At 32.7% G+C, this 16,517-nt stretch carries 7 protein-coding genes and 1 pseudogene; 4 read left to right on the forward strand and 4 right to left on the reverse strand.

The features are described 5' to 3' along the window. Positions 1–1,220: 1,220 nt before the first annotated feature. The 3 genes from epmA to dsbC form a co-directional block, all read right to left on the reverse strand. Entirely contained in the window at positions 1,221–2,198 is a 978-nt protein-coding gene (gene epmA / locus KTT71_RS00315; protein WP_216782510.1) for an elongation factor P--(R)-beta-lysine ligase, read from the reverse strand. 783 nt (positions 2,199–2,981) lie between these two features. Beyond that, the gene (locus KTT71_RS00320) at positions 2,982–4,700 is read right to left on the reverse strand and encodes a proline--tRNA ligase (RefSeq protein WP_216782717.1); all 1,719 of its coding nucleotides are present in this window, start codon (positions 4,698–4,700) and stop codon (positions 2,982–2,984) included. A 1,226-nt stretch (positions 4,701–5,926) separates the two neighbouring features. Further along, positions 5,927–6,631, reverse strand: coding sequence for a bifunctional protein-disulfide isomerase/oxidoreductase DsbC (gene dsbC, locus KTT71_RS00325; protein WP_216782718.1), 705 nt, complete (start codon positions 6,629–6,631; stop codon positions 5,927–5,929). Positions 6,632–7,584: 953 nt separating this feature from the next. On the opposite strand from dsbC, the gene mutM reads away from it, so the two are divergent. After that, positions 7,585–8,400, forward strand: a complete 816-nt coding sequence (gene mutM, locus KTT71_RS00330; RefSeq protein ID WP_216782511.1) for a bifunctional DNA-formamidopyrimidine glycosylase/DNA-(apurinic or apyrimidinic site) lyase — start codon at positions 7,585–7,587, stop codon at positions 8,398–8,400. 640 nt (positions 8,401–9,040) lie between these two features. On the opposite strand, the gene gyrA is transcribed toward mutM, so the two are convergent. Continuing rightward, entirely contained in the window at positions 9,041–11,578 is a 2,538-nt protein-coding gene (gyrA, locus tag KTT71_RS00335; RefSeq protein ID WP_216782512.1) for a DNA topoisomerase (ATP-hydrolyzing) subunit A, read from the reverse strand. A gap of 1,356 nt (positions 11,579–12,934) precedes the next feature. On the opposite strand from gyrA, the gene ubiG reads away from it, so the two are divergent. The 3 genes and pseudogenes from ubiG (at position 12,935) to birA (ending at position 15,862) form a co-directional block, all read left to right on the forward strand. After that, complete coding sequence (gene ubiG / locus KTT71_RS00340; RefSeq protein WP_216782719.1) at positions 12,935–13,615, forward strand: bifunctional 2-polyprenyl-6-hydroxyphenol methylase/3-demethylubiquinol 3-O-methyltransferase UbiG; 681 nt, start codon at positions 12,935–12,937, stop codon at positions 13,613–13,615. A gap of 255 nt (positions 13,616–13,870) precedes the next feature. Further along, positions 13,871–14,908 (forward strand): UDP-N-acetylmuramate dehydrogenase, encoded by a 1,038-nt coding sequence (murB, locus tag KTT71_RS00345; RefSeq protein WP_216782513.1) that lies wholly within the window; start codon positions 13,871–13,873, stop codon positions 14,906–14,908. Further along, positions 14,905–15,862 (forward strand): annotated as a pseudogene (birA, locus tag KTT71_RS00350) (bifunctional biotin--[acetyl-CoA-carboxylase] ligase/biotin operon repressor BirA). The gene murB and the pseudogene birA overlap by 4 nt, the downstream one beginning before the upstream one ends. The last annotated feature ends 655 nt before the right edge of the window (positions 15,863–16,517 follow it).

The raw sequence follows: 16,517 nt of genomic DNA on the forward strand, positions 1-16,517 counted from the left end.
TACTAAATAAGAATAAATTAATTGCTTGATTTTAAAGGTATGAGTCGCAGTAATCCTACACAAATTATTTTATATTAATATAGTACACAAAAAATTATTTGACAAAAATATTTCATAAATTAAATACAAATATTGTGATTATACAACTGTTCTGTTTACTAACATATGATTCTTGTTCAAGTAATAAACTGATATATGGAGTCTTGAAATTTTTACAGAAAACACGCTTTAAATAAGTATTGGTTTTATATTAATATTACCTCCTTAAACGTCATTAAGTTACTTGAACATTAATTACATTATAAATATATTCTTTTATATGTACTAAAGTTTTAAAATTTTTTGTATTCTGCTGACAACATAGTAATTATTATATCAGATATATGTGCGATTATTGATCTAGAATAGATAAGCCTTACCATCTTAATAATTTCACTCTATTTATGCTTAGGATAATAAATATCAATAAATATTTCAGAAAATATCATTTCAAGCCTTTTCAATAAAATTATGTTGCAAAAAAAAGACATTGATTTTATATGTGATAAGATCACACATGCACAGAACTTCTTATCACGAAGTGTGATTACAACTTGAAATACTTTAACACTATCTTAATTAGATATACGATATAATAGTTATACTAATTATAGAACGTATCTTTTATTTAAAAATAGATGATTTATGCTGCAAAATATTATTTAATTGCGATTAACGATGACCCTTCACTTTGATTGAATTTGCTTGATCCTGACTCAAAGATAAATTAATGTTTATATTGTTTAACGTAAATAATGTTAAGATTGTGCATAAAAAACGATTTTTCTGAACATTATATATTTTAGTAGTCATAAGAATTACTATAACTAAATTATATCAAATTGCTGCTAATTTTTATATAAAATAATCTCAGATAAAACTTATTTAATACTGGACAACATTAAATTTGCAGATTATTTCATGTTATTTAATAAATTGATACTGCGGCAAACTACTCCTTGGAATTCCAGAAGTTATCTTATATAGGTGTAAGCTCTGGTTTTACTGAATATATATTTATTTTTAATATCTTAGCACTAAAATATTAGACTATGAACAATTAGCATTTTTCTCCTCTTCATCTAAGGGAATAAAACATTTATCCTGCTGCGGAAACCTGATATCCTTGAGATATAAGTATTGCAAAATTTCTGATTTATTAACTATAATATATACAACAATTATGCACGATCTATAGGAAATGTCATTACAGCGCTTAACCGCTCTTCCCCAAGCCCTAACATAACTAAGCGATCTACTCCTAGAGCTACTCCTGAGCAGTCTGGTAAACCGTGCTCTAATGCCGCTAGTAACTTTTCGTCTATAGCATGTTGTGGTAATCCTAACACAGCACGTTTATAATTATCCTGTTGAAATCTTACGCGCTGCTCGCACGCGCAATTTAGCTCATGAAAACCGTTAGCAAGCTCAACATTTTTGTAGTAAACCTCAAAACGTTCTGCGACACGATGATCTTTATTGCTGATCTGTGCTAAAGATGCCTGAGAGGCCGGATAATTGTATATAAATATAGGTTTATCATGGCCTATATGGGGTTCTACCCCGAATGTGAATAATAGTTGTATTAAGCTCTCCCGATCTTCTGGATCATTGACTAGATTTTTTAGATCTAATGCAGCCGCTACTGCATATAGCTGTGTGTGCTCGGCAGCAAGAGGGTCTATATTTAAATGGTGCATAAAAGCTTGCTGATAAGAAAGTATTTCAGCACGATCACAATCAATTACTTCCTGTATAAAATTATCTACTTCATTCATTAAACTATACATATTATAGTGTGGGCGATACCACTCCAGTATGCTAAATTCAGGGTTATGGTATCTTCCATATTCTGCATTACGGAAACTTTTTCCTATCTGATAAATGGGACCACTCCCTGCAGCTAACAGGCGCTTCATATGATATTCTGGGCTTGTTATCATATATAGTTTTACGTCCTGTTGAGGTCTGACTCCCTGAAAATCTGTTTGGAATGGTACAAGATAAATATCAGTTACGGTTGTTTGGCTCATCGATGGAGTATCAACTTCTAAAATACCTCGGTCTGAAAAGAATGTGCGGATCTTAGATATGATTGCAGCACGTTTCAATAAATTAGTGATTGGAGCACTAGGTTGCCACTTTTCTGTGTCGCTCATAAAATAACTCCGTTATAAATATGATTTCTAGCTATCATAATATGACTTATACTCAATAAAGTAATGTGTCGTTTTACCGTGACTGATCTTCCTATAAAATATTACAATAAGAAGATCTCTCAACATGAGATAGTGGTAAGGAAGTGTCTAATTTATGTGTATTTCTACCAACTTTGCTTACTCAATAAAGGTAATATCCTGATTTATAGTAAATATGAAATCATGTTTTTAAGTTGGTGTCTTATTGATACATATACTGAAAAATGATGTGATCTAGGATATTTATAATCCATATCTTTGCAAGATCTAATGATATAGTATACAGATCAATATATCTTGCTAACTAATTTGCATGATATATTCCAGCCAATTAATATGAAGAAATTTGCCGCTATATATAATGAATTGATCAAATTATTATGCTACGTTTTTCGAGCTATAAGATATACATGCATAAAATTTAAATATTTTAAGAAGGAGGTATATTATATTCTTTTAAGAAAAGAGCTTTTTTAAAAAATTACTCATGATAGCTGATTTCTTGACAGTATTATCCGTTTCATCGCAGCAAACTTGTTATGAAATATTATTGTCTTTGCATCTACAGACTATTATTAGCTCTTGCTCTAAAGCAAGCTGGACGAAGATTAATGCATACAAGAGCTACTTCAATTAGATCTGTTATCTTATTGCTTTTTGTTTTTCTAGATACCAGAATCATTTCCTAATTTTTGTTTATTTAATAAATGCTCATGTAATTATCAGAATAATATATCATATAACTTATCGCTTAAGTTGTGAGCTTAAAAAGTTTTCTATTGCGTTAATTTTAATCATTCTCTTATCTTTGCTGAGACGATGCTTGTATTCTATTTCATCGTTATCAAGGTGCTCGTTGCTAATAATGATGCTATGCGGTACACCTATTACATCCATATCTGCAAACATAACGCCAGGGCGCTCTTTGCGATCATCTATAATAACGTCAATTCCTTGGGAATCAAGCCTTTTGTAAAGCGACTCAGCTAAATTATTGACACGAAGATATTTATGCATATTTATTGGTATAATAGCGACTTGGAATGGTGCAATATTACAAGGCCAGATAATACCGCGTTCGTCATGATTCTGCTCAATATAAGCAGCAACAAGACGACTAACACCTATTCCATAGCAGCCCATAGTTATAATTTGGTGATAATCATTTCGGCTCTGTACTGTAGCTTTTAGTGCTTTAGTGTATTTTGTGCCTAACTGAAATGTGTGCCCAACTTCTATACCTCTTTTAAATAATAAAGTTCCCTTACCATCCGGGCTTGGATCTCCTGCAACGACATAACGAATATCTGCCACTATTGGAAGAGGTAGATCCCGTACCCAATTAATACCAAAATAGTGTTTACCATCGATATTAGCACCAGCAATAAAATCACTCATCATAGCAACGGTACGATCAATAATAATAGGTACTATCATTTTGATAGGCCCTAAAAAGTTTGGTCCTGCATTGATCACTGTGCGAATCTCATTTTTGGTTGCAAAAGTTAGAGGACTTTTAATAATTGATAGTTTTTCAGCTTTTGTTTTTGCAATTTCGTGATCGCCACGCACTATCAGAGCAACTAGTTTATGGCTGCTTTTTTTGTTAGCATGAACTAATATAGTTTTAACGGTTTTCTCGACCGGTATATCAAACTGCTCACCCAGTTCTTTGAGAGTTCTTGTATTTGGGGTATTGATAATGCGTAACTCTTCAGTTGGGGAAAAGCGGTTATTTATATGTGGAACAGACTCTGCTCGCTCAAGATTTGCTGCGTAGTTAGATCCGCTAGATAAAACAATGATATCTTCCCCGCTATTTGCGAGAACTTGGAATTCATGAGAAATATTACCACCAATAGAACCGTTATCTGCTTGTACTGGACGGACATCTAAATGAATGCGTTGAAATATTTTATTATATGTATGAAACATCTGATCGTAGGTCTCTTGGAGAGATGCTTGTGAAGCATGGAACGAGTAAGCGTCTTTCATTATGAATTCTCGTGAACGCATAATACCAGAGCGTGGTCGAAGTTCATCACGGAATTTTGTTTGTATCTGAAAAAAGTTTAAAGGTAGCTGCTTGTATGAGTGAATCTCATGACGCACTATGTAAGTTATTACTTCTTCGTGAGTTGGTCCCAAGACAAATACGCGTTTGCCTCGATCGAGAAAGCGCAGTAGTTCTGGACCATACTGTTCCAAGCGACCACTTGCTTGCCATAGATCAGCTGGCTGAACTAAAGGCATTAAAACTTCTAGTGCGCCCGTGTTTTCCATTTCTTCACGTATGATATTTTCAATTTTTTTTAAAACACGTAGGCCAGTAGGCATCCAAGTATATAGACCTGATGCTAGTTTGCGTATCATACCAGCACGTAACATCAGTTTATGGCTGATTGATTCGGCTTCGCATGGTGTCTCCTTCATAGTAGAGAGCACATATTTGCTTGTAAGCATTTGTATTTTTCCATGATAACACAATTTTGTTAAGACTATCATTGTACATGAAGCCGCTAAATAAAGAAAAATAGATTAGTCGCTATTCATAATTAGCAAATCTTAATAATTCGCAAATAAATCTTATAATATAAAGATTTGCAGATTTTATTGCATCCCATGCTTACATGTTATATTTATTTTATAAAATATAATTTCTTTAAAAATAAAGATATTTTTTAGTACCACGATAAATAAAGGAGATTATCTTAATAGAAATAATAGTGTGAATCCTTACTTAATTTAAGTATTATGCAGTCTTATTTTAGATGATTTTTCTATTAATCAGGTTAGTAGTTTTTAAATTTATTGATGAATAGTAAAGTCTGGCTTATTCTTATCATCTCTCTAAACTAGTAAGTAAGTTTAAATAATTAATTATATGTAATGAATCATAATTTTGGGTATGAACTGTTTCCAAGCCTGATAAGTCTGATCAGTTTATTAGTGTAGAAAAAATTTTTTTAGACATTTGAGAAATTGCATTATCAGAAAATAAGAAATTATTAGAAGTAGATGTTTGTAAGGAATGTAAGGATTTAAAATGCTATATGATATTAATTTCTAATGCATGCATATTTAGATAAAATTTAGTATCCATTTAACACCTATGGAATAGGTATTTATAATTAATTTTCTAGGTTTTGGGTTAATATTTTACATGATAAAAAGTATGCGGATGTTAATTAAGGCTTTTATGCCCAGAAAAAATCTTAGATATATCTGATATTAGACGTTATATACAGGAATTAAAGTATAAATAAGTAATTATTTTTCAGACAAAATATCGTCTTACTTGCAGTCTATCTTTTTTAATTGAGACATTTTATAATTACTATTACATTTAAGAAATTCTTAAATTACTCAATAATTTATTGAGAATATTGGCTTGGTGATCCTACTATTTTAGTATCTAGTATAACCTTAAAGATGCAACTTAATTTTAAGTGATCAATATCTCATAGAAATCAAATTACTAGTGATTATGATAAAAAATCATATTTTGTAGCCCAAAATTATTAATATAACACTGTGTATAGCAAAACATTATATCTTATTCAAGTATGCTTTTAAGATGTAAGAGTTAAGAAAATATTATGTTAATGGATGACGTTTTTCCTAGATACTTTGACATCAATCATTTTTTAGCCGATTTATTATTAAGTATATAAAATTAATTAATATTTTTATTTTGCATTATCATCTTCTAGTATTGCTAACATCTCGGTGGGTCTACGATAACCAGGAATAACAGTTCCATTATTTAGTATTATAGCCGGTGTGCCCTGTACTCCAAATTGCACTCCTAGCTCGTAGTGTTTCTTAATGTTAATATTACAGGTTACCGGATTTATTCTATTGCCACTTTGGGCTTTATGAGGAGTTCTCCTACAATCTTTTATACACCATATTGACTGTATATCTTTTTCTGTCTGAGAACTTAATCCCTCACGCGGAAAAGCTAGATAACGCACAGTAATTCCTAGATCGTTGTATTTTTTTATCTGTGAATGCAACTTACGACAATATTTGCAATTGATATCCATAAATACAGTAATGATATATTTTTCTTGCGAAGCCTTGTATATAAGCATTTCAGGTACGAGCTGCTGCAAGCGGTTAATTACTAACATTTGGTTAGTTACATTAATCGGCACCTTATTGCTTAAATCATATATTGGTCCTTGCATAATATATTTACCATCTCTAGTAATATACATTATACCTTTTTCTGTGAACACTGTTTGCAATTCTGCTATCGGAGATGACTGTGTTTCTGCTTGTTGTACACCTATTGCTTTAAGTGATCTTTGAATTTTTCTATCATTTGCTTGCGCAGTATTAGCTACTAGAGCTGCTAGCAGCCCTAGATACATTAAGTAGTGCTGCATTACATTTTCCTTATAACTCTCCATATTTTTAGGTGCTATGGATTATGTATGGATATAATTTATTCAGTTATTAAAGTTGCGAGATTTAATCATTTGATTGTGATATAGATAATTGTACTGCTATATCTCTCCGTTCATATAAAAATTAGTCCATGTTTGAGCAGATATCCAGCGAAATATCATGCACTTTTAATAAATTAACTTTATAAGGAATAGCTCATACTTATAGCAGGATTTATTTATTTTAACGTATACTAAAATTTAGTAATATTTTTAAGGAAATTCCGTTGAAATAGTGCATTCTATAGTTTATAGCTTAGGTGAGCATAGAGATGATTACTACATATAATAATTAATATATTACAACAGACTCCTAACTAATAATCCTGACGTATGAGATAATAGAATATCTTATTCTCAAGATAATTTTGTTATGATAGATTTTAATCTATATACATTCTGTGTATAACCTTGATATATAAATTTAATAAAATTCAGATATCTTATTGCTATTATAACTATAATTTTTCATCTTATTTCTTGTTATTATCCGGATAATATATCCTATATAAAAAATACCTATACGGTATAAAGAAAAATTTATAGGGTTTGAAGATCTAGTGATAAATTAAATTGAGCGGGAAAATGGGGTTGGGATAAATAGTAAATTTGCTGCTTTAAAATCCCCTCATGTTTAGCATCAATATTATAGATTGTAAATGATAAGATAGTTAAGTGACAACTTTGATAATATTAAGTTCTTTCGTGAATATATACTAATACTTTTATAGATAAGATGTATAGTACTATCAGTATAATATTATAAAGATGAATTTATCCTAACATGATTAATATACTATAAAAGATGAAGAATTATGCCTAATAAGAAGCCAGTCCTCACCAAGGAGTACGTGATGGATCAAGCAAAATTAATTTAATGTTTAGGGTATAAAATGCCAGAATTACCAGAAGTAGAAACTATTTGTCGTGGAATTACACCCTTTTTAGTTGGTAATGTCATTGAATATTTGATAGTTCGTCAATTCAAGCTGCGGTGGCCAGTCTCTGATGAGTTAGTTATAATAAGAGAGAAATTAGTGCTGAGCGTAAGGCGATGCGCTAAGTATCTTTTAATTGAATTAACAGATGGATGGATCATTGTCCATTTTGGTATGTCTGGCAGCATACGTATTTTGCCATTTCAAAAATCTGCTCAGAAGCATGATCATATTGATGTGATCTTGTCTAACGGTACTGTGCTGCGCTATACAGATCCTCGCCGCTTTGGAGCTTGGATTTGGTGTAAAGAACTAAATTCATTAAAGATAATTGCTGCTCTAGGACCTGATCCTCTTACTGATCAGTTTGATGGTGACTATATATTTCGTAAGTCTCGTAACAAGAAGACTCTTATTAAGTCTTGGCTGATGGATCATAAAGTTGTTGTTGGAATAGGTAATATCTATGCTAGTGAGTCGTTATTTACCGCTCGTATCAGCCCAATTAGAGCAGTTGGATTGCTGACTGAAGCAGATGCAGAATTGTTGGTTATATCAATTAAATCTGTACTAATGCGTTCAATTGAGCTCGGAGGCACAACTCTAAGAAATTTCTCTCAGGTAGATGGCAAGCCAGGATCTTTCGTAAAAGAACTACAAGTATATGGCCGAGCAGGAAAAAATTGTCTTGTGTGTGGTCAAAAAATATTAAGCCGGAAGCAGGGTCATCAGCGTACGACATTTTTTTGCCCTGTTTGCCAGAAATATTAGCTATAATATTTCTAGTTCTGAAAATAAAATCAATATCCGTTTATCATGCAAGTCCATATCTGCGCTTTTAAAAACGATTGAATAATAAAAGAGCATAATTTCATTTAAAAGCTGTAAATGTTTTTATGAATTATAATAATATTATTAAATATTTTCTTTTACATAACATGGCAAGTGATAGCACTTGCCAGTATAATTTATCATGTCTTAATTAAATTAAGATATTTCTGTATATCAGGTATCTTGTTGACATTTCTTTTAATTTTATAAGATCTTTCTTTCTCATAAGAACGCAATCTGAGATTTCTAAAATTAATAGATAAGCGAAAGTTTTAACAAAATAATCAGCAGCATATAATTAATAAGCAAATAAATAGTTTTTGATTTTTAATATTTTGCAAATGGGCTATTTGAAGAATTTAGCATATTATTTGTATAATTTATCTTAGTTGCATTTATAGAGATTTAAAAAACTACAAAAGAATATATAAAGCTAAGTTTTTATATTTCCCTGTTTAACACTATGTTAAGGTTATTTAGTTGTCTACTTAATTATTTTTGGGTGTATTTTTACAGATATCTATTTTGGGGCAAGTATTGCACTTATTTTTTAACTGCGCTCTATTAATACGAAAACTTATTAATCTTCTTCAGGGTCTGCAATTCGCTGAAGACCAACGAGGTGTTCGTTAGCTGCAGTACGTATAAGCGTCACACCCTGAGTATTACGGCCAACTAAGCTTACCTCGGAAACACGTGTACGCACTAGTGTACCAGCATCGGTGATCATCATTATTTGATCGCAGGTATCAACTTGGACTGCACCAATTACATGGCCGTTACGTTCGTTGACTTTAATAGATATTACCCCTTTGGTTGCACGTGACTTAGTTGGGTATTCTTCTATTATCGTACGTTTTCCATAGCCGTTTTTTGTAACAGTGAGAATGTTTGTGTCATTGCATGGTATAATCAGGGATACCACTCTATCCTGAGCATTTAGTTGTATTCCACGAATGCCCCTTGCCGTGCGTCCCATAGAACGTACCTGGCTTTCAGGGAAGCGAATAACTTTGCCTGCCGCAGAGAATAACATGACTTCATTATAGCCATCGGTTAGATCTACGCCAATAAGCTCATCTCCGTCGTTTAGTTTAACTGCAATAATTCCAGTGCTGCGTGGGCGACTGAGATTGATCAGTGAAATTTTTTTTACAATACCCTGCGCGGTGGCCATGAAGACATTCTGGCCCTCTTTATATGATCTAATAGGCAGAATTGCTGTGATGCGTTCACTGAATTCTAGCGGTAGTAGATTGATGATTGGCCTACCACGTGCAGTACTGCTTGCTTCAGGTAACTGATAGACTTTAATCCAGTAGAGACGACCACGACTAGAGAAACATAGAATAGTATCATGTGTGTGAGTTACCAGTAGTCGATCAATAAAATCTTCTTCTTTAATGCGTGCAGCTGATTTACCTTTGCCACCGCGGCGCTGTGCATGGTAGTCAGTAAGGGGCTGATATTTGATATATCCCTGATGTGACAAGGTCACAACAACGTCTTCTTTGGAAATCAAATCTTCTATCTTTATATCAGCAGTATTTTCAGTAATTCTTGTACGGCGCGCATCTCCAAACTGGTTTCGAACTGCAACTAATTCTTCTCTTATAACTTCCATGAGTCGAGCAGGTTTTTGTACAATTAAGTTTAAGGCAGTAATTTGTTCTGATAGAACTTTGTATTCATTGAGTAGTTTTGAATGTTCAAGGGCATTTAATTTCTGTAAACGTAGATCTAGAATAGCTTGGGCTTGTTTTTGAGTTAAGTAGTAATGATTATTAAGAATGCCGCATTTTACCCCTGGCAACTCTCGATAATTTGCTTGATCATCTGTACGGCACAACATAGATTGCACTATACCCAATCTCCAGGCACCTGCAACTAGTTGTGCCTTAGCTTCGACAGCGTTTGGTGCATGACGAATAAGCTGAATAATAGGCTCAATATTAGATAGTGCAATGGCTAGACCTTCTAAAATATGCACGCGTTCTCGAGCATTACGCATCTCAAATATTGTGCGTCTTGTAACTATTTCACGACGGTGACGAATAAAAGATTGCAGCAAATCCTTCAGAGTAAGCAGCTTAGGTTGGCCATGATGTAGAGCTACCATGTTTATACCAAACGTTATTTGCATTTGTGTTAATGTATACAACTGGTTTAGCACTACTTCACCAACGGCGTCTCGTTTTATTTCAATTACAATACGCATACCTTCTTTGTCAGATTCATCCCGCAGAGCAGTAATTCCTTCAAGACGTTTTTCTTTGACTAATTCAGCAATTTTTTCTATCAGGCGAGCTTTATTGACCTGATAAGGAATTTGATGCACGATGATCGTTTCGCGCCCTGACTTTTTATTTGTTTCTACCTCTGCTTTAGCACGTATATAAATCTTGCCACGTCCAGTGCGGTAAGCTTCTTCAATGCCAGATCTACCATTAATAATTGCTGCAGTTGGGAAGTCTGGACCGGGAATATACTGTATTAATCCCTCAATAGAAATATTTTCATTCTCAATAATGGCTATGCAGCCATTTATTACTTCATTGAGGTTGTGCGGAGGAATATTAGTAGCCATTCCCACAGCAATACCGGAAGAACCGTTTACCAGTATATTTGGAATTTTAGTTGGTAATACTGTCGGTATGTTTTCAGTGCCGTCGTAGTTAGGCACGAAGTCTACTGTCTCTTTTCCAAGATCTGCTAAAAGTTCATGCGCAATCTTGGACATACGAATTTCTGTATAACGCATTGCCGCTGCTGAGTCACCATCTACAGAACCAAAGTTGCCTTGTCCATCTATTAACATGTAACGCATTGAAAATGTCTGAGCCATGCGAACGATAGTATCGTATACCGCACTATCACCATGTGGGTGATATTTACCGATGACGTCACCAACTATGCGGGCTGATTTTTTATATGATTTATTCCAATCGTTACCTAGTATATTCATCGCGAATAATACACGACGGTGCACTGGTTTTAGTCCATCACGAACATCTGGTAGCGCACGTCCTATGATAACAGACATGGCATAATCTAGATATGAAGTTTTTAACTCTTCTTCAATATTTATTTGTGTAATATTTGTAGCAAGATTGTTCATGGAGCTATTTTCCCTCTACGAACTTTTAATAACAAGCATCCTGCCTCTGTTACAACAGAGGCACTCTTTCTAGTATATCTATAACATCAATAAACATACTATATTATAGAAGTACATACATAATGAGCAATCTTATCATAAATATTAATTTATTACGAGATGTTGTGTCCTAAAATAATTGATAGAATTAATACATATAATATATTATAGAATATACTTAATCTGAATGAAGTATTTTAGGTAAGAGTTATAAATAAAATTTTAATAAATAATATAAAGCTAGCGCACTACTAATAATAGATTAAAATTTTACAGACATTTATCTCTCATAGAGATGTGGACGCATTCCACTAGAAACCAATGATGGTATGAAGTAACCAGATAATGAATTTATATCTGATCAAGTGGCTTATTGTCTCTTATATTAAATATATTAATTATCCTATAATTAGCAATCCTGAATATTTATTAAGAGTGAATTTTAATTTTGTATTATCCTTATATATTTAGTTCTATATTTTAAAATTATAGTAATAGTATCTTTAAGCTATCTGGAATACTAATGTGATCATGAAGATTTAGCTACTCATAGAAATATGAGTAAATTAAGATTAACAATCCATTAGAAATGATTGATCATCTTATGATCATTTAATATCCTTAAAATTTTTATGATAGTCTTTCCTCAGTTCTGACAAATGAGAAATATAATATATCTTATTCATTCTTGTTAAAAGGCATCCTGATTTATTTAATAATATTAATATTACTTTGTTGTTTAAAAATCATGGTAAAATAAATTTTACTTAGCTAAGAATTAAAATTAACTCAAGAATTAAGAATAAGAAAGAGCTATTTTCATTACTTTAATATGATTTTATAGCATAATATTTTAAAAATATAATTGCCTTCACATATAGTAAGTAATACTTATTAATAACAATATTTCGTTAGAAAAGCCCAATTTCATGAACTAATAATAACTTGCTTAATATCTAAATAGTTGATCACTGTATATATCAAGATTGACTACGCTATGATTATTTATACCTTAAAATATCATTTGTATTATAGAAATATGTCTTTTGTATTATAATCCAATGTAATGTCTATAGACATATGATTCTTGCAAGGTTAGTAGGTGTAAGATAAATCCTGCATATAGTACATACTAAATGATATTTAATGACATATTAATCACATAATAGCAGGTGATAGAAGTATTTTAATTACTGCGTAATTAATTATCACAATTATATTTTATTGAAAAATATTTCAAATTAGTCATGAATTCAGCTGGTAATAATCTGAAAGAGGAGCTTGATATTGTCTGGAAAAAATGTAGATCCAGAGGAGATGGCTAAGTTTAAAGATATGGCTTCACGTTGGTGGGACTTGGAAGGTGATTGTCGAGCATTACACCGCATTAATCCTTTACGTTTAACCTATATTCAGGATCGTTCTGAGGGAATTTTTGGTAAGAAGATCCTTGACGTTGGTGTTGGGGGTGGCATATTAGCTGAAAGTATGGCACTTGAAGGTGCTGACGTGACAGGTTTAGATATGTGTGAGGAGCCATTGCGAGTTGCATATTTGCACTCTCTGGAAACTGGTGTCAAAGTGAATTACCTTCAATCCACTGTTGAACAGCATGCAAAAGAAACAGAACATCTTTACGATGTAGTAACTTGTATGGAAATGTTGGAGCATGTCCCTGATCCACGTTCTATTGTGTTGGCGTGCGCTAAACTAGTTAAGCCAAGTGGACACGTATTTTTTTCAACCATTAATCGCAAAAAATTTTCCTGGCTTCTTGTTGTTCTTGGCGGGGAATATATACTCAAATTGGTGCCAAAAGGTACTCATAATATCAAAAAATTGATACGTCCTTCTGAATTGATAAACTGGATTGATGAGACTTCATTGCGTGAATGCAATGTCATTGGCGTGTGCTACAATCCATTTACTGATCATTTTCAATTGGGGTTAAATTTAGATGTAAATTACATGATGCATACGGTTAGGCATGTGACCTAAAAAGTAATGTTCATAATATGATATTGAGTTATTTAAAAATTCTATTTTGTATAAGTAAATTCGTAAAAAATATAATTTATAATCCACTTTATTGAACACATATTATTTTGTTAAACCTTCATATTAAGTGTCAATACTAAGAGTATATACGTATTTACTAAGTTTCTGAATAATAAATGCTTTTCTTGATTCAAGAATCTAATATAGCATAAGTTAGAAAAGGATTATTTTATTTATGATAAGATATTATTTTTCATGTCTACGAAATTGAAGTCTCTTGATAGGTTAACAACATTTAGGATTCATGCAAAAGCAAAAAATATTATCACTGTTACTTCGTCTAATACTTTAGCAAAAGAATGGCGCCAGGCTGTTGATCGCAAAGAACCTGTAGTGATCTTAGGTGAAGGTAGTAATGTTTTATTTCTAGAAGATTTTAATGGAACTATAATCCTTAACAGAATAAAGGGAATATCAGTAACAGAAGATAGCAGCACTTGGAAGCTTCATGTGGGTGCAGGTGAGAAATGGCACGAGTTAGTACAATATTCACTAGCAAATGGGATGTCAGGTCTCGAGAATCTTGCGCTAATTTTTGGGTGTGTAGGGTCTGCACCGATTCAAAATATTGGCGCTTATGGCATAGAATTTGCAAGAGTTTGCGAATACGTAGATGTATTAAATTTGCATAAAAATGAACAATTTCGCTTAACGGCGGATCAGTGTCAATTTGGTTATCGAGAGAGTATATTCACACATGATTATCGACATGGTTACGCGGTTGTTTCTGTTGGGATATGCCTAGATAAGCATTGGCAACCCGTTCTTGAATATGGTGATTTAAAGAAACTTTCTTTGCATAACGTAACTCCTAAACAGGTTTTTGACTCCGTTTGTCATATGCGAACGACCAACCTTCCCAATCCTTGGCATCATGGTAATGCAGGTAGTTTCTTTAAAAATCCCATTGTAAAAACAGTCCTTGCATCTCAGATTAAAGAAAAATATCCTGAAGTTCCTATGTATCTACAAGTTTCAGGTGATGTAAAATTAGCCGCAGCTTGGTTGATTGAACGTTGTGAGCTAAAAGGATTCCAGATAGGTGGTGCAGCGGTTGATAAAACACATGCCTTGGTGCTCATCAACATAGATCATGCTACGAGCAGTGATGTAGTCAAGTTAGCAAGAAATGTTAGAACATGCGTTGCCAGGAAATTTGGTATATGGCTTGAACCTGAAGTTCGTTTTATATCTTCGGTTAGCGAAGTCAATTTTATTGAGGTGTTAGAATGAAAGATATTCGTGTCTCCCTGCATCTAATTAATATCCTCGCTGACGGAGAGTATTACTCAGATGCAGTGCTTAGCAGAGAACTGGGAATAAAAGGTACAGCCATTAAGAATCATATGCAGACAATACGTGACTGGGGAATAGATATTCTGATCTTTCCCTGCAGGATGTAGGTTATTTAAGCCTATAAAACTTTTGCATGAAAATGAGATCACCGCGGAGTTAACGCAAAGTAGAGTCAAAGTGCTGCCAGTAGTACATTCTACAAACCAGTATTTACTTGATTTAATACATACTCTGCATTCTGGAGATACTTGCGTAGCAGAGTATCAAAAAGCAGGGCGTGGCCGTCGCGGTAGTAATTGGGTTTCTCCGTTCGGTGTTAATATTTGCCTCTCCATGTTTTGGAGATTGAATAGCAGCTCTGTTAAAATCATTGGGATCAGTTTAGTTATTGGGATCGCGATTGCTGAATTATTGCGTGATCTTGGTGCAGTTAACGTTAAATTAAAATGGCCAAATGACATTTATCTTAATAATAAAAAGCTTGCAGGGATTCTCATTGAAATAAGAAGTGGCAAGGGTCATGCTACTAATATTGTGATTGGCGTAGGTATCAACATGTCTATGCGTACTTCAGGTGATTTTGCTTTAAATCATCCGTGGATTAACCTGCAAGAAGCAGGAGTGACAATTAATAGAAATCAATTAGTTGCTTATTTGCTTAATCGCCTTCATCATACTTTAGTTGATTTTGAGGAAAATGGTTTAGCACCTTTTATTGAGCGATGGAATAAGCTAGATCATTTTATGCATAAGCCTGTTAGTCTAATGATCGGGAATAATATAATTTATGGTATTGCTTGTGGCATTGATTCTAATGGCGCATTATTGCTATACAGAGAAGGTATAATCGTGCCATTTTTGGGCTATGATATTTCACTACGTAGAACATAATCATAATAATAAGAGCACAGGATACATATCCTTTGATATATTCAGACTCTGATCCTTTATGATTTGTGCAGCATTTATTAATAATCAGTACTTCAGTTTTTAAATTGTCATAGATTTTATAAGTAAACAATTAATATATCGTTTTAACTAAATACTCGTTTTAGGTATACTAATTTTAGATCAATAAACCTCTATGATAGAGTGTTTATTAGTTCGATATATTATGATAGTTAATAATTGTCTTGATACCATTATTTTAGCTTATTACGCACGATACTAATAAGTTTCTCCTTGTAAATAAATGACGCTTTATTTTTGCGTTTTTCTTATCTATTGAGCATATGTTACATATGTAGATGATTTATGAAGAAAAACAGTAAATTTTATAAATTTTCTCTCTGCTATTAGATAAAATTTTGTAGATATAACTATGCATTTTACTTACAAAATTTGGCTGTGGTTTTTTATATGCTGCTTGAGTAAAGATTTGCAGTACTGCTATTCATAATCAATACTTCATTTAATGATATATTGCTTTTTATATAGATATTTTAGTCATCTCTTTCCAAAGATTTATAACCCCCTTCACTTTCTGCGCAACAGAGCTATACTGCTATAATTGATAATAATAACAGCGAATTAGAAATGGCCGCTA

This window comes from Candidatus Profftia tarda (genome assembly GCF_904848675.1).
GTDB classification, from domain to species: domain Bacteria; phylum Pseudomonadota; class Gammaproteobacteria; order Enterobacterales; family Enterobacteriaceae; genus Profftia; species Profftia tarda.

Bases quoted from the DNA above. Each gene is read 5' to 3' on its own strand.
- gyrA (WP_216782512.1), bottom strand. From the start codon at position 11,578: ATGAACAATCTTGCTACAAATATTACACAAATAAATATTGAAGAAGAG.
- mutM (WP_216782511.1), top strand. From the start codon at position 7,585: ATGCCAGAATTACCAGAAGTAGAAACTATTTGTCGTGGAATTACACCC.
- KTT71_RS00320 (WP_216782717.1), bottom strand. From the start codon at position 4,700: ATGCTTACAAGCAAATATGTGCTCTCTACTATGAAGGAGACACCATGC.
- epmA (WP_216782510.1), bottom strand. From the start codon at position 2,198: ATGAGCGACACAGAAAAGTGGCAACCTAGTGCTCCAATCACTAATTTA.
- murB (WP_216782513.1), top strand. From the start codon at position 13,871: ATGTCTACGAAATTGAAGTCTCTTGATAGGTTAACAACATTTAGGATT.
- ubiG (WP_216782719.1), top strand. From the start codon at position 12,935: ATGGCTAAGTTTAAAGATATGGCTTCACGTTGGTGGGACTTGGAAGGT.
- dsbC (WP_216782718.1), bottom strand. From the start codon at position 6,631: ATGCAGCACTACTTAATGTATCTAGGGCTGCTAGCAGCTCTAGTAGCT.